The organism is Thiothrix winogradskyi (assembly GCF_021650935.1).
GTDB classification, from domain to species: domain Bacteria; phylum Pseudomonadota; class Gammaproteobacteria; order Thiotrichales; family Thiotrichaceae; genus Thiothrix; species Thiothrix winogradskyi.
On record NZ_CP091244.1, the window covers coordinates 1219479 to 1234585 of the forward strand.

Below are 15107 nucleotides of genomic sequence, written 5' to 3' on the forward strand. Positions count from 1 at the left end.
AAAAGCTTATAACGAACTAGAGGGCTAAGCGTATGAGTATTTATAAAAAGGGTGTTCCTGTTGCCTTTTCCTTGATAATGGTGTTACTGAGTGGTTGCGGCGGTGGTGGCGGCGGCACGACACAAAATACGGTGATTGGTGGCACGGCTCCTCCGGTTGTGCCGCCTACGGCAATACCGAAGACATTTACAGAGGTGAAAGTCGCCGATGTGACTGCCTGTGTTACCGACAATAGCACTAAACTGATGTGGGAAGTCAAAACCGATGAAGCACTGGGTGCAATTCCCAGTTTCCGCGATAAGGATTACGGTTATAACTGGGGCAGTGACGGTAAAGCTGCCGGGACTGCGGCAAGTGCCAATCTTTTGGCTAGCTCGGCTCCGCCTTGCCAAGCCTCAGGAAGCATTATGACCAAGTGTACGACCGATGCGTATGTCAATGCGGTCAACGCTGCTGCTTTGTGTGGTTATACCAATTGGCGTTTACCAACAGTCGACGAGTTACGTGGGTTGATTGACACTAGCCGTCCTGCAAGACCCTTTATTTATCCGGCATTGGGTAGCACATCTTCAGACCCTGAAGTGCAAGGTCAATCGGTGCGTGGTTATTGGGCGTCCAATCCGGCGACAGTCGGTCATGCGGCGGTAAGTTTTTCCTTGGCAACGGGAGATCGCGCCCAAGGTCATGGCGACAGTTATAACTATGTGCGCTTAGTGCGCAACAACTGATCCTACTCCCTTCTCCATTGCTCCCTTCACCCCTTGCGGGGGAAGGGTTGGGGATGGGGGGGTTAAGGCGTAGCCTTAGAAAAACAACGCCACTTTTGCTTCTGCACGGTATTTGTGCAGCAATGGTTCGGTGTAACCATTCGGCTGTTCCCGTCCTTTGAACACTAGATCACACGCTGCTTTAAACGCTACGCTCTTGTCGAAGTTACCACTCATTTTGGTGTAAGTTGGGTCGCCTTCGTTTTGTGCGTCCACTTTGGTTGCCATACGCTTGAAGGCTTCGAGGATTTGCGCTTCGGTACAGATACCGTGATGCAACCAGTTTGCCATGTGCTGGCTGGAAATGCGCAAGGTGGCACGGTCTTCCATCAAACCTATGTCGTTCACGTCCGGCACTTTGGAACAGCCAACGCCTTGGTTGACCCAACGTACCACGTAACCGAGGATGCCTTGCGCGTTATTGTCCAATTCCTGCTGGATTTCGGCGGCGCTCCAGCTTGGATTCGCTGCCACCGGAATGGTGAGGATGTCGTCAATATTGGCACGCGGACGGCTTTTCAGTTCTTCCTGACGCGCAAATACATTGACCTTGTGGTAATGCATTGCGTGCAAGGTGGCTGCGGTGGGGGAGGGAACCCAAGCGGTATTCGCGCCCGCCAGTGGATGCCCGATTTTGGTTGCCAGCATATTGGCCATTTGATCGGGAATTGCCCACATGCCTTTGCCGATTTGCGCATGACCCGGTAAACCGCATTCCAAACCGATGTCGACGTTCCAGTCTTCGTAAGCCTTGATCCACGCAGCGGTTTTCATATCGCCTTTGCGGATCATCGGGCCAGCTTCCATTGAAGTGTGCATTTCGTCGCCGGTACGGTCGAGGAAGCCAGTGTTGATGAACACTATCCGTTCCTTGGCTGCGCGGATGCATTCTTTCAAGTTGACGGTAGTGCGGCGCTCTTCATCCATAATGCCGACTTTTAGGGTGTTGCGCGGCAGTTTGAGGGCGTCTTCGATGCTGCCGAACAGGTCATTGGTGAAAGCGACTTCTTCGGGGCCGTGCATCTTTGGCTTAACGATATACACCGAACCGGTGCGGGAATTGCTGAATTTGGCACTGCCATTGAGGTTGTGGATGGCAAGCATGGATGTCATGTAACCGTCCAGAATGCCTTCGGGAATTTCGTTACCGTCTTGGTCCAGAATCGCGGGGTTAGTCATTAAGTGACCAACGTTGCGCACGAACAATAGGCTACGACCGGGCAGGGAAACCGTGCCGCCGTGCGCAGCCGTGTATTCACGATCCGGGTTCATGGTGCGGGTAAAGGTTTTGCTACCTTTGCTGACCTGTTCGCTCAAATCGCCTTTCATCAGACCGAGCCAGTTGGTGTAAATCAGCACTTTATCGACATCATCGACGGCGGCGACGGAATCTTCGCAGTCCATAATGGTGGTGAGCGCGGCTTCCATAAGAATGTCGTTGACGCCTGCGGCATCTTCTTTGCCAATCATGCCGTTACGGTCGATCTGGATTTCAAAGTGCAAGCCGTTATTGCGTAATAAAATGGCAGATGGAGCATCGGGATCGCCGCGATAACCAACAAACTGGTTGCCATCGCGCAATGCCACGACTGAGCCACCGATCATGTCGACCATCAACATGCCGCTTTCATCGACACGGTAGGTGCTGGCATTGTGGTGCGAGAGGAATGAGAGTGGTGCGGCTTCGTCAAGGAAGTTACGTGCAAATTCAATGACTTTTTTGCCGCGCACCGGGTTATAGGCTTTACCCGCTTCCGCGCCATCGGTGTTGGGAATCGCATCCGTGCCATACAGGGCATCGTACAAACTGCCCCAGCGGGCGTTGGCGGCATTCAAGGCGAAACGTGCATTCATTACCGGTACGACCAATTGCGCCCCAGCAGTGCTGGTGATCTCCAAGTCTACGTTAGCGGTAGTAACGTTGAATGCTTCACCTTCAGGCAGTAAGTAGCCGATGTCTTGCAAAAACGCTTTGTAAGCGGCGAAATCAAACTGACCACGGTTGGCAATATGCCATGCGTCAATTTTGGCTTGAATTTCATCGCGTTTCGCCAGCAGTTCACGGTTGCGGGGTGCAAAACGGGTAATGATGTCTGCCAGCCCAGCCCAAAAATCTGCGGCACTGATACCTGTCCCCGGTAGTGCTTGCTGGGTTACGAAATCATGCAAAAGTGTTGACACTTGTAAGTCATTAACCAGAATTCTGTTACCCATTCGTCACGATCCTCTAAAAAAATAAACAAAACTGTCGACATTTTCCGGTTATAACCCAAGATCAGCAAGGAAAAAAATTATAATTATCAATGGTAATAATTAAAAACGACGCCATCGGTCATCAGATGAATAGCATGATGGGCTAGTTCCAGCCGTATGACGGTTCTTATATACTTTTACTATGCATACAAAACACCATTTACTGTTTCTACACCGGTTAGCTCATCTGGCAGCGCTTGGCGTGATGTTGGTGGGTGTAGTCGTATTAGTCGGGTGGTTTAATCACCTTCCGGTGCTGTATCGTGTGGAACACGATTTGCCGCTGATGACGCCCGGCGCTGCCGTTTCCTTTGTGTTCACGGGGGCTGCACTGTTCTTGTTGCAGCCTGAAAAAACCTCATTACTACGGCGTATCATGGGGCGATTGCTGGCAATAGGCGGCGTTGTGTTGGGTTTGTTAATGCTGCTGAGTTCTTGGCACAGTATTCCCGATGCCTTATTGGGGCATGGTTTGACGCCATTGACTTGGTTGAATCTGTCTGATGCGAAAGATTCGCCGCAAACGGGCATTGCTTTTATACTCACTTGCACCGGTTTATTTTTCCTCAGTTTAGAGCGTCAGTCACTGATTAATGTGGCGCAGTGGGCGGCTTTTTTTAGCGTCATGTTGTTAGTGGCGGTGTTTTTTGGCTACGCCCATCAGGAAGACATGTTTAAGGTGTTTACCGGCGAAGCGGGCATGGCACTGCCAACGGCAACAGCATTTGCTTTGGTGGGGTTGGGGATTATTCTGGCAAAAGTGGAAAAAGGCTTTTTCCGCATTATGGCGAGTAATGCTTCTGGTGGTTTGGTGGTGCGTCGGGTGATGTTTCTCATGGCGCTGTTCCCGCCGCTCTTGGGCTGGCTGCCGATTTTGCTGGAGCATGGCACACTGACGCATACGCAAGTCGAATCCCTGCTGGCTTCCGGGATGGTAATGGTGATTGTGCTGATCGTCATCCGGTTGGCTTACCAGTTAGATCAGGAAGAATCCCTGCGTGAACAAGCCCAGCACGAAGCAGTGCAACACCAGACGGATCTTGAGCAAATGGTGCGTTTGAATACGATGGGGGAAATGGCATCCGGTATTGCGCATGAACTCAACCAGCCACTCGCTGCGGTAGCGAATTATGCGAGCGCGTGTCAACGGATTTTGCAATCTGACGGGGCAACTGCTCGTTTGCAGGAGCCTTTGCAAGCGATTCAGCAACAAGCGTTGCGGGCTTCAGAAATTATCCGGCACTTGCGGGCATTGGTGCGTAAACAGCCGCCGCATAAAGTCATGGCGTGTTTGGAGCAGGTTATTCACGAGGCATTGCATTTGAGCAAAACTGGAACCAGTAAGCTGAATGTGCCGCTATTGCTGGAACTCGACGCTGATGTGCCGGATATTTCGTTGGATATTATTCAGATTCAACAGGTTATCCTCAATATTGTGCAAAATGCGCGGGACGCTATGCAGGATACGCCCAGTAACTGCCGCCAAATCTTGGTAAGGAGTTTTGTGAATCAGGAAGGGTTCGTACAGGTTGATATTTCTGATACCGGCTCAGGGATGGATGAGGAACTCAAGCAGCGCGTATTCGATGCATTTGTCACCACCAAGGGGGCGCACGGCATGGGAATTGGTTTGTCATTGTGCCGTTCGATTATCGAGGCGCACGGCGGACGTTTGTGGGTGGAATCAGAACCGGGGCAGGGTGCAACGTTTTCGTTTACCCTGCCGGTAACGTAAGGGCGGTAAGGGCGGTTCGTGAACCGCCCCTACGTGTTACGCTTTGATGAATGGCATTTTCTTCAAAACCATCGCTGCCGGGCAGAAGCCAGTGAATGCGGATTGAATCAGGTTGATGGCGATGAAAGCTAAGAAAAAGACGGAAAAAGTGCCGTAGCCGAGGTAGCCGATCAACAGCGCGACTAAAATCATGATACCCGCGAAAACTTGAACTGCGTTACTGAGAGTCATGGTGTATTCCTTCTTTAAAAGTATAGGTGGTTAAATTTACGTATTCTAAGCGCACTGAGTGTATTAGTATTTGTTAATAAAGGCAATTGAGCAATCTCAATGTTACCTGAAGACTTGTGGGTAATGATGTACCGTTAGTCTAGTACAGGCACGAGTCAACATGATCACTTTTAAATATATTGGGTTGGCAGGCGGCATCGGCTTGTTGGTGGGAATAGTCGGTATGCAGTTTTGGTACGCTCAACAATACCCCAGTCGCCCACTGTTTGTGGAAATCGAAAACCTGCGGGGCGAAACCATTCCTTTACTAAAAATCGAGCACGGTAACGATTTGAGTCAGGAAAAAATCTTGCTGACACAGTTACAGGCTGGCGAAACCCGTATCATTACCCTGAATCATGAACCGGGCAGAGGCTATAGCGTGGAAGTGCAGCTTGCTGATGGCAAAACAGTGGAGGCTTGCGTGGGTAAAACCTCCGAGCGCTGGGTGAATGAAGTGGCGATTACCTCCAACGGTATTTTCAGTCGGGATTAGGCAATAAGGAACAGGTTTGAAAACAGCGCTAGCGGGTTTTGGGATTTCAGCACTGGTACACGCCATTGTAGGGTTGGTAGTTGTGCCGCTGTTATTGTGGCAAGACAAGCTGGGGTTGCCAGAAGCGCAACCAACAGTAGTGCCGTTATCATTGGCACAGTTTCAGCCTGCACCCATTGTGCCGGTTGTACCAGCGCCGGTTGCTAAACCTGAGCCGCCGCCCAAGCCGGTGGAAAAACCCAAGCCTGTTACCAAGCCCCAACCGGTGGAAAAACCCAAGCCGGAAAAAAAACCAGTTGAAAAAAAGTTAGCGGCTGCAACCAAACCAAAGTCAGATAATCCACCTAAGCCGGAAACGCCTGTGGTGAAACCTGTGGTCACGCCGTCTCCATCTCCGACCCCAGCGGTTGCGACTCAAGCTGTCACGCCTGTACCCAAAGCAGTGCCCGTGCCTAAACCAGCCCCTGTTGCGCCTTCTGCGCCTGCGATTGATAACGCGGCTGCTGAGGCAGCGTATCGCCAGAAATTGCAAAATCTGATTGGTGCACGTAAACAATACCCGCGTCAGGCAGAGCGGGCGGAAGTGGAAGGCATAGTTACGGTGTCATTCACGGTATTGCCGAATGGGACGATCACTGGCGCACGGGTAAGTCAGAGTTCGGGTAATGAATGGCTGGATAAAGCGGCGTTGCAAGCGGTGAATGCCAGTTCCGGTACGTTACCGTTTCCGGCGGGTATTAATAAAAAGCAGTGGGATTTTGCTTTGAAAGTGAATTTCAGGCTGAATTGAGCGTTTAGTGGGCAAAAAAAATGCGGGCCGAAGCCCGCACCGGATCGCGCCACCTGAGGAGAGGTAGGTAAGTCTCAGGCAGCTTCACAAAGGGGATGACGCACGGTCTGTTTCACGGCTTGGGGGCGTTGCGCCCGTACCGGAATGATGTCCAAACCCAGTTCGTCATGGTGTTTCAAGAGCCAGCGGCGGGCTTCAGGCGAGATGTGCTTGCCGACCACAAAGCCGGTTGCGCCGTAATTGCGGCTGACCAGTGCTTGCAGCAGCAGGCAACGGTTTTCCCCCAAACCTTCGATGCATGGCAACAGCGAGAGTTTGACCTGACGCGCCGAGGTGCATTTGACCTGATTGCGCAGTTCACGTACTTGCTGGTGGAAATCGGGGGCGCTTTCATTGATACCAATTTGTACCAACAAGCCGCCGCCGGTTTCAGTTTCTGTCAGCCATTCACACGCCCGTTGCAGATCGTTGCTATCCAGCGTAGGGGTGGCTTGCACGGCGATAATGCTGTTCCAGTCCTGCACGTTTTGGCGCAGAGCAGGGACGTTGAAACGCAAGCTGTTAAACGCGGGATGCAGGATTTTTTGCAAAGGTTTGACGTTGCCGCTGGCATACCACGTATCCGGTGTGCGGTTCGCGTCGAAGGCTTGTGCCAGTGCGGCGACATCCGCAGGCAGGCGGTAGAAACTGTCCACACTGACTTCGGCAATGGCACGACGTTCCAGTTCATCGACCAGAACGATGCGCCCGCTGAGTTGGGCTTCGCGTTTTTCCGCCGGGGTCAGGGACAACGCCAGCGGCAGTGGCCATAAGGTGCCATTTGCCAACCGATTGCGTTGCAAGACGCTGCGGTGATCGTCTTGATTGAGGTAGCCGTGCAACGGTGCAAAAGCGCCATTCAACAGCAGTTCTAATATACTGATTTCGTTGTGGTTGACGATTTTATGCAGGATGCTCATGGGCTATATGCCTCTCGGTAATCTTTGGTTGCAGGCAAGTATGGGATAATGCATAAACAATTTAAAACGCTATAATTCGCTATGGTTATCTTAAAAAGTGATAAAGTATGAAATTGTTTCAACTGCGCTTACTCAAAACCTTGCTGAATAACGGCATGAATGTGTCGCGGGCGGCAGATCAGCATTACATTGTACAATCTGCTGTCAGTCGTCAATTGGGTTTGCTGGAAGAAGAATTGGGGATGCCGCTGTTCGAGCGCAAAGGCAAACGGTTGGTGGAATCAACCCCAGTGTGCAAAGCCATCGTGCAGGAACTCGACCGTATCGAGCAGTCGCTGGAAAATATCCGTGCCGTGGCGGACGATTACCGTCTGCAAACCCGTGGTGAAATCCGCATCGCCACCACGCATACCCAAGCCAAGTATTTTTTGCCGGAAGTGATGTTGGAATTCCGCCAGCGTTACCCAGATGTGGCGATTCATTTCCTGCAAGGCACACCCGTGGAATTGGTGCGGATGCTGCACGATGGCAAGGCGGATATTGCGGTGTGCACCGAGGAATTGGATAAGGATTCCAGCTTAGATAGCCGCAAGTGTTACGACTGGAATCACGGGCTGGTGCTGCCGGATGGGCATCCGCTGGCGGAGGGGAGGCTGACGTTGGCACGTATTGCGGAGCACCCGGTGCTGACTTACATTTTCGGGTTTACGGGGCGTTCTAAAATCCACGACACGTTTCGCAATGCGGGGTTGACGCTGGATGTGACCTTTGCGGCGACCGATACCGATGTAATTATCAGCTACGTGCGGCTGGGGTTTGGCGCGGGCATTATTGCGAAAATGGCGTATTCACATATTCACGATGACGATTTGGTGTTGCGGGATTTGTCGCAGTTGCTGCCGGTGTCAACAACCCGCGTGGCGTGGTTGAAAAACAAATACCTCAAGCAATATGTGATGGAAATGGTGGACTTATTGGTGGAGCAGGGTGAGAGTGAGGAGTGGTATGTCTGAAATCAGTAATTAATTATGTTCTTAATATCTGATTTATAAAAGGTTTCTTGCGTATAGGAATCGCTTCTGTTAGAAATGTGCGATATTGTAAAAACAGCACGCATCACAGTGCGTTAGGATGAAAAATGATGAAAAAACTACCTTTATTGATGGCAACAGTTGTCACACTTGCAGGGTTACATCTGACCGCTTGTGCAGAAGAGAAAGCAGCTAAACCTGTAGCAACTGAGGAAGCAGCTAAACCTGTAGCGACTGAGGAAGCGCCAAAACAAGCGACTGAACAAGCCGCAAAACCTGCGGAAGCAACGGGAGACGCTGCCGCTAAACCATCTGCTGATGCTGCGCAGGCACCTGCACCCACTGAGAATGCTGAAAAGAAAGCAGACGGTGATGCAGCGGCAGCTCCGGCTGAAGCTAAAGATGCGAAAAAAGCAGAAGGTGGTGATGAACCTGGTTGTAACTAGGTTCATGCTTACATTCTGTGGCTGAATTCTTGAAAGGAGAGTGAGGGGATTCCGCCGTGGAAACGAACGTTTATTAATTGGAGGATATGCATGAAATTGACAAAATTATTCGGTATGGCTGCCTTGGTTGCAGGTTTGAGTGCTTCTGGTGCGTTATTGGCTGACGAGGCTAAGCCTGTAGGCATTACCGCAGACAAAATGAGCATTACAGTTAAACACGGTGGTGAATCAGTAGAAATTAAGCGCAATCAAGACAATAAAGCGGTAGTGATTGATGATTTTGCTAAGACCTCACGCCCTTGCCCGCCATTCTGTATCCAGCCAGATACTGTTGCTGATGGTGTTGAAACCATTGCTGAAATGGGTATGCTGGGTTATCTCGAAAAAATGAGTGGTGGCGATGCCAGTGTTTTGGTCGTTGACTCCCGCACTGCTGACTGGGTAGAAAAAGGTACGATTCCTGGTGCAGTTAATATTCCATGGGAAGGCTTAGCACCGGATAAAGGCGCTACTACTGAAGGCATTATCAAAATCCTGTCCGAGCAGTTTGGTGCAAAATTGGCAGATGGGAAGGACTCGATGGCAGTAGACGAAGCGGTTGCTGCCGGTGGTGACGCAGTGAGTAAAGTATTTGACTATTCCGGTGCGAAAACATTGGTGCTGTTCTGTAATGGCATGTGGTGTGGTCAATCACCAACCAATATCAAAACCTTGCTGAAGTTTGGCTACCCGGCGGATAAAATCAAGTGGTATCGCGGTGGTATGCAGGACTGGGCGATTCTCGGTTTGACTACCGTTAAGCCAGCCGCTGCTAAGTAAGCCCTTCAGTTTAATCTGAATAACAAAAAGCCAGCATCTGCTGGCTTTTTGTGTTTAGGGGCTTAAGCGTTCCTGTACCAAGACCCACGGGGCTACTACGACTGCCCATAAATGATCGGGGTGGCGGTTTGCCCAGTCGATGGCGATTTCATCGCGAAGTTGCCCAACTTGCTGAGTTGCTAACCATTGTTGGATTAAGTGGGTATTGTCTTCGGCAATACCGGTGGCAACGGCAACGAGATCCAAGCTTGCATCCACGTGTATGACTTTGCCGCCTGCAAAATAGCGCTCCAGTTCCAGCCAAGTGATCCGCGCGGTTTCGAGGTTCAAGCGGTCACGTAGGGGTAATGATTCTTCCATATTCCTTATCTATTGGGTGATTATCATGCGGATATTTTACGGCAGAGGGTTGCCTTAAGGATAGCCGTTATCAGCTTTCATTTAGTTTGTCTCTAGCGTATTGAATATTTTCTTGAATGCGCGGGTGTTGGTCGGTGGGTACGGCTGGGTTTGACAATAATTGAGTACAAAGGTCAATGGATTGCTGATAACGACCGGTCCAATAAGCTGCAATGGCTAATTCATCGGCTGCATTCCACGTGTAAACCGTATTACTGATAAAGAGTAAATCAGGTGTCATCGGTGTATTAAAAGCGGTTAATGCATATACATAGGCAAGGGAGTAACGCTCTTGTGAGCGTAAGTATTTGGCTAGATGATAGAGGGCTTCGGCTCGGCTAGGGCGATTTTCATAGGCTGTTAGGTAAGCGTTGATAATGGTTTCGCTGGGTTCTGCTAAATATTCTTTGATGCGGGCAATTTCAAACAGCGAGAACCAAACCTCTTCCTTCCAACCACCTTGACTGACCCGCTTTTGGTAGGTTGCAATAGCCTGTTCGTGAGCGCCGCTGTCGCGGTAAGTTTTGGCTAGATAAAAGGTATTGCGGGTGATAAGAGAGGGGGCATGATTTAATAAACCACTGTCTTTGGCTGCTTTGCGTGCTGCATGGCTGGCTGATTTAAGCGTCTCTAATTGTGTGATTTGCTCTTGAAGTAGGCGTGCATCCCGTGCGTACTTATCACTTTTTGCACCACCATCGGCGAAATCTAGCATGGAAATGCTGTGTAAATGTTCTTGTTTGCTGAGAAATGGTGTGATGGAGTCGCAGTATTCGTGCGTAGCTCCCCAGTAACGAAACCGTCGTTCGCCTTTTAAATGTCCGTTAACGAGACGGGTGTTGGAATAGGTTAATGTGCCACCGAGTGCTTGTTGATCGACCAAATAGGCATCGGCATCGAGGTGGTGTTTCCAGTTAGGATTCAGGACGTTCAGTGCCATGTCTGCATCGCAAAATAGGATATAGTCGGCTTTGGTTTCGGCTAATGCTAGGGCTTCACTGCGATTATGGGAAAAATTTACCCACGTACGTTCAATAAGTTCGCCTGGTATGCCATGTTGTGCCATGAAGGTGCGGATGATGTCTTGCGTGCCATCGGTTGAGCCAGTATCCACGACTACCCAGTAATTCAGTTCATTGACCATTGAAGCCATGCAGCGTTCGATGATGTGGGCTTCGTTTTTGACAATCGCGTTCCAACAGATAGTTTTGGGATTTGTATTCATAATATTTACTCGATGGCTGGTATTGGGTGACGGTCTAGCGTTTTTTGTGCAAATTTCAGGTTATTTTCTATGCGTGGTTTTTGATCGTCAGGTGTTTGAGGATTGTCGAGAAGCTTCATTAGCATGTCAGTGGCTTGCTGTAATTGCCCTGTGTAAATGGCGCAGATAGATAGCTCATCGATAAATTGCCAGTGATAAACACCGGGGTCGAGAAAGAGTACGTCATTCGGTAGTGGCGTGTCTTTTGCTGTCGAACCGAGTTGATAACCCAGTCGATAATGTTTGTTGATGCGGCAAATTCTGACCGCTTCGCATAATGCTTCTAAACGTTGGGGACGGTAATGGTATGCCGTGACGTAAGCATCCAGTACTTCCAAAAGGGGGTGATCTAACTTGGACTTATGATGCGCAACTTCCAGTAGTGAGTAGTAGACCTCTTCGTGCCACCCGCCCATCGTTACACGTTTTTGGTAGTGGGTGAGAGCTTTTTCAGGATAACCGGCATCGCGGTAACTTTGCGCGAGATAAAATTGGTAACGGTCATTGTGAGGTTCGGTTTCTAATGCTTTTTCTAATATGCGGGCATCGTCTAGGTATTTGTGGGGATTTTGGCTTCTGGCACCATCAGTCGTGCTGTGTATTTGACAATCATCGGATAACTTGGCACTGGTGTAGGGCAGGTAGCAATATAGGTATTCGTGCAGTACACCTTCCCAATACCAAGGTAGGGTACCGTTAATTAATTTGGGGAAATAATATGTAATTCCCTCGCGGTGCATTTTGATTAGATAGCGATCAGCCGCTAAATTATTGAAGCGATAAGCGTCTGTTTTGATCAGTTGGTCATCCGCATCCATGATAAGAATGTAGTCGGCTTTGCCGAGTGCTTGTTGTAGGGCAAGGTTGCGGTTGTATCCGAAATTTTGCCATTCATTTTCGAGTAGAATGCCGTCAATTCCGTGTTGGGCAAAGTAGTCACGGATAATCTGCTGTGTGCCGTCTGTTGAACCGGTATCGCTGATAACCCAATAGTCGAGCATATCTTTGACGCTATCCAGGCAGCGGGTAATGACTTTGCTTTCATTTTTTACAATCATGTTTAAGCAGATGCTGGGTTTTTCGATCATTGTGGCAACTCCTTAAGGTTTTAGTTTCTAGGGGGTATCAGAGAAAAGCCCACCAATGGCGGGCTTTTCTGCTGGGTGAAAGTGGTAGCCTCAGGGGAGGTCTACCACTCGTTATCCGTGGATAACGTTAGGCTTATTTCACCTTACCGTTCAAGTCCATGCCTTTTTTCAGGTCAGCCTCGAAGGTGAAGGAGCCATCAGCGCCCTTGGTACTTAAGGTGAAGACTTTGCCGTTGCCGTCATTGTCTGCCAAGTGACCATACCAACCGTTGTACGTACCAGAACCGCCAGTCGCTGTCAGCGTGCCGTCAGCTTGCTTTTGTACGCCAGTCAGGCTGATGTCGCCTTTGGAAGTCCACAGTGTCGCGGTGCTGCCACCGTTCCAGATGAACTTAACATCAGCATTGCAACCGTCAGTGGTTTTGCCCATGTAAGTGCCAGGAGTGACCATCGCTGGCATACCAGGGCCCGCAGGACCAGTTGCGCCAGTTGCACCAGTTGCACCAGTTGCACCAGTTGCACCAGTTGCACCAGTTGCACCAGTTGCACCAGTTGCACCAGTTGCACCAGTTGCACCAGTTGCACCAGTTGCACCAGTTGCACCAGTTGCACCAGTAGCACCAGTAGCACCAGTAGCACCAGTAGCACCAGTAGCACCAGTAGCACCAGTAGCACCAGTAGCACCAGTAGCACCAGTAGCACCAGTAGCACCAGTAGCACCAGTAGCACCAGTAGCACCAGTAGCACCAGTAGCACCAGTAGCACCAGTAGCACCAGTAGCACCAGTAGCACCAGTAGCACCAGTGTCACCTTTCAGCCATGCGCGAACGTCGTTTTGGTCAGTTGTGCCGCTGTTATCGAAGTCACCAATAGTGTCTTTGAACCAGTCGAAGAAGCCTTGACCATTTGAACCGTTGCTACCAGTTGCACCAGTAGCACCAGTTGCACCAGTTGCACCAGTTGCACCAGTTGCACCAGTTGCACCAGTAGCACCAGTTGCACCAGTTGCACCAGTTGCACCAGTAGCACCAGTAGCACCAGTAGCACCAGTTGCACCAGTTGCACCAGTAGCACCAGTTGCACCAGTAGCACCAGTAGCACCAGTTGCACCAGTTGCACCAGTAGCACCAGTTGCACCAGTTGCACCAGTTGCACCAGTTGCACCAGTTGCACCAGTTGCACCAGTTGCACCAGTAGCACCAGTTGCACCAGTTGCACCAGTAGCGCCAGTAGCGCCAGTTGCACCAGTGTCACCCTTGTCGCCTTTAGCACCAGTTGCGCCAGTAGCGCCAGTTGCACCAGTGTCACCCTTGTCGCCTTTAGCACCAGTAGCGCCAGTAGCGCCAGTAGCGCCAGTAGCGCCAGTTGCACCAGTTGCACCAGTTGCACCAGTTGCACCAGTTGCACCAGTAGCACCAGTAGCGCCAGTTGCACCAGTAGCGCCAGTAGCGCCAGTAGCGCCAGTTGCACCAGTTGCACCAGTGTCACCCTTGTCGCCTTTAGCACCAGTTGCGCCAGTTGCGCCAGTTGCACCAGTAGCGCCAGTTGCGCCAGTTGCGCCAGTTGCGCCAGTTGCGCCAGTTGCGCCAGTTGCACCAGTTGCACCAGTTGCGCCAGTTGCGCCAGTTGCACCAGTTGCACCAGTTGCACCAGTTGCGCCAGTTGCGCCAGTTGCACCAGTTGCACCAGTTGCACCAGTTGCACCAGTTGCACCAGTTGCACCAGTTGCACCAGTTGCACCAGTTGCGCCAGTTGCACCAGTTGCACCAGTTGCACCAGTTGCACCAGTTGCACCAGTTGCACCAGTTGCGCCAGTTGCGCCAGTTGCGCCAGTTGCACCAGTTGCACCAGTTGCACCGGTGTCACCCTTGTCGCCTTTAGCACCAGTTGCGCCAGTTGCACCAGTTGCGCCAGTTGCACCAGTTGCGCCAGTTGCACCAGTTGCACCAGTTGCACCAGTTGCACCAGTTGCACCAGTTGCGCCAGTTGCGCCAGTTGCGCCAGTTGCACCAGTTGCACCAGTTGCACCAGTTGCGCCAGTTGCACCAGTTGCGCCAGTTGCACCGGTGTCACCCTTGTCGCCTTTAGCACCAGTTGCGCCAGTTGCGCCAGTTGCACCAGTTGCACCGGTGTCACCCTTGTCGCCTTTAGCACCAGTTGCGCCAGTTGCGCCAGTTGCGCCAGTTGCGCCAGTTGCACCGGTGTCACCCTTGTCGCCTTTAGCACCAGTTGCACCAGTTGCGCCAGTTGCGCCAGTTGCACCAGTTGCACCAGTTGCACCGGTGTCACCCTTGTCGCCTTTAGCACCAGTTGCGCCAGTTGCGCCAGTTGCGCCAGTTGCACCGGTGTCACCCTTGTCGCCTTTAGCACCAGTTGCGCCAGTTGCGCCAGTTGCGCCAGTTGCGCCAGTTGCACCAGTTGCACCAGTTGCACCAGTTGCACCAGTTGCACCAGTTGCGCCAGTTGCGCCAGTTGCGCCAGTTGCGCCAGTTGCGCCAGTTGCGCCAGTTGCGCCAGTTGCGCCAGTTGCGCCAGTTGCGCCAGTTGCGCCAGTTGCGCCAGTTGCGCCAGTTGCGCCAGTTGCGCCAGTTGCGCCAGTTGCGCCAGTTGCGCCAGTTGCGCCAGTTGCGCCAGTTGCGCCAGTTGCGCCAGTTGCGCCAGTTGCGCCAGTTGCGCCAGTTGCGCCAGTTGCACCAGTTGCACCAGTTGCGCCAGTAGCACCAGTTGCGCCAGTTGCGCCAGTTGCGCCAGTTGCACCTTGTGGACCTCTTGGACCACGACGACCACGAC

At 51.4% G+C, this 15107-nt stretch carries 16 protein-coding genes; 7 read left to right on the top strand and 9 right to left on the bottom strand.

What is annotated here, in order from left to right:
• The first annotated feature begins 32 nt into the window (after positions 1-32).
• Positions 33-728, top strand: a complete 696-nt coding sequence (locus tag L2Y54_RS06195; protein ID WP_236500928.1) for an Lcl C-terminal domain-containing protein — start codon at positions 33-35, stop codon at positions 726-728.
• A gap of 75 nt (positions 729-803) precedes the next feature.
• On the opposite strand, the gene L2Y54_RS06200 is transcribed toward L2Y54_RS06195, so the two are convergent.
• On the bottom strand, positions 804-2981 hold the full coding sequence (locus tag L2Y54_RS06200) for a malate synthase G (protein WP_236500929.1): 2178 nt from the start codon (positions 2979-2981) through the stop codon (positions 804-806).
• Between the two features lie 181 nt (positions 2982-3162).
• On the opposite strand from L2Y54_RS06200, the gene L2Y54_RS06205 reads away from it, so the two are divergent.
• Entirely contained in the window at positions 3163-4755 is a 1593-nt protein-coding gene (locus tag L2Y54_RS06205; RefSeq protein WP_236500930.1) for a sensor histidine kinase, read from the top strand.
• Positions 4756-4791: 36 nt separating this feature from the next.
• Here the strand turns inward: L2Y54_RS06205 and L2Y54_RS06210 are convergent, their stop codons facing one another.
• Positions 4792-4986, bottom strand: coding sequence for a YgaP family membrane protein (locus L2Y54_RS06210; protein ID WP_236500931.1), 195 nt, complete (start codon positions 4984-4986; stop codon positions 4792-4794).
• Between the two features lie 160 nt (positions 4987-5146).
• Between L2Y54_RS06210 and L2Y54_RS06215 the strand changes: the two genes are divergently transcribed.
• Both L2Y54_RS06215 and L2Y54_RS06220 read left to right on the top strand, forming a co-directional pair.
• Positions 5147-5521, top strand: a complete 375-nt coding sequence (locus L2Y54_RS06215; RefSeq protein WP_236500932.1) for a hypothetical protein — start codon at positions 5147-5149, stop codon at positions 5519-5521.
• Between the two features lie 16 nt (positions 5522-5537).
• Positions 5538-6311 carry an energy transducer TonB gene (locus L2Y54_RS06220; RefSeq protein WP_236500933.1) on the top strand — a complete coding sequence of 258 codons (774 nt, stop codon included), beginning with the start codon at positions 5538-5540 and terminating at the stop codon, positions 6309-6311.
• 74 nt (positions 6312-6385) lie between these two features.
• Here the strand turns inward: L2Y54_RS06220 and L2Y54_RS06225 are convergent, their stop codons facing one another.
• Complete coding sequence (locus tag L2Y54_RS06225) at positions 6386-7270, bottom strand: bifunctional sulfate adenylyltransferase/adenylylsulfate kinase (protein WP_236500934.1); 885 nt, start codon at positions 7268-7270, stop codon at positions 6386-6388.
• A gap of 107 nt (positions 7271-7377) precedes the next feature.
• Between L2Y54_RS06225 and L2Y54_RS06230 the strand changes: the two genes are divergently transcribed.
• From L2Y54_RS06230 to L2Y54_RS06240, 3 genes are all read left to right on the top strand, one after another.
• A complete protein-coding gene (locus tag L2Y54_RS06230) occupies positions 7378-8283 on the top strand; it encodes a LysR substrate-binding domain-containing protein (RefSeq protein ID WP_236500936.1) in 906 nt (301 codons plus the stop codon).
• Between the two features lie 125 nt (positions 8284-8408).
• Positions 8409-8747 carry a hypothetical protein gene (locus L2Y54_RS06235; RefSeq protein WP_236500937.1) on the top strand — a complete coding sequence of 113 codons (339 nt, stop codon included), beginning with the start codon at positions 8409-8411 and terminating at the stop codon, positions 8745-8747.
• A 90-nt stretch (positions 8748-8837) separates the two neighbouring features.
• Complete coding sequence (locus L2Y54_RS06240) at positions 8838-9566, top strand: rhodanese-like domain-containing protein (RefSeq protein WP_236500938.1); 729 nt, start codon at positions 8838-8840, stop codon at positions 9564-9566.
• 54 nt (positions 9567-9620) lie between these two features.
• On the opposite strand, the gene L2Y54_RS06245 is transcribed toward L2Y54_RS06240, so the two are convergent.
• The 6 genes from L2Y54_RS06245 to L2Y54_RS06270 all read right to left on the bottom strand — a co-directional run bounded on the left by L2Y54_RS06245 (position 9621) and on the right by L2Y54_RS06270 (position 15095).
• Positions 9621-9926: a DUF2288 domain-containing protein gene (locus L2Y54_RS06245; RefSeq protein WP_236500939.1), complete on the bottom strand. Its 306-nt coding sequence runs from the start codon at positions 9924-9926 to the stop codon at positions 9621-9623.
• A gap of 70 nt (positions 9927-9996) precedes the next feature.
• Positions 9997-11190, bottom strand: a complete 1194-nt coding sequence (locus L2Y54_RS06250) for a tetratricopeptide repeat-containing glycosyltransferase (protein ID WP_236500940.1) — start codon at positions 11188-11190, stop codon at positions 9997-9999.
• Between the two features lie 5 nt (positions 11191-11195).
• Positions 11196-12317, bottom strand: a complete 1122-nt coding sequence (locus tag L2Y54_RS06255) for a tetratricopeptide repeat-containing glycosyltransferase (RefSeq protein ID WP_236500941.1) — start codon at positions 12315-12317, stop codon at positions 11196-11198.
• Between the two features lie 133 nt (positions 12318-12450).
• Complete coding sequence (locus tag L2Y54_RS06260; RefSeq protein ID WP_236500942.1) at positions 12451-12747, bottom strand: hypothetical protein; 297 nt, start codon at positions 12745-12747, stop codon at positions 12451-12453.
• Positions 12648-13118, bottom strand: coding sequence for a hypothetical protein (locus L2Y54_RS06265; RefSeq protein ID WP_236500943.1), 471 nt, complete (start codon positions 13116-13118; stop codon positions 12648-12650). The genes L2Y54_RS06260 and L2Y54_RS06265 overlap by 100 nt, the downstream gene beginning before the upstream one ends.
• A 12-nt stretch (positions 13119-13130) precedes the next feature.
• Entirely contained in the window at positions 13131-15095 is a 1965-nt protein-coding gene (locus L2Y54_RS06270; RefSeq protein WP_236500944.1) for a hypothetical protein, read from the bottom strand.
• Positions 15096-15107: the final 12 nt, after the last annotated feature.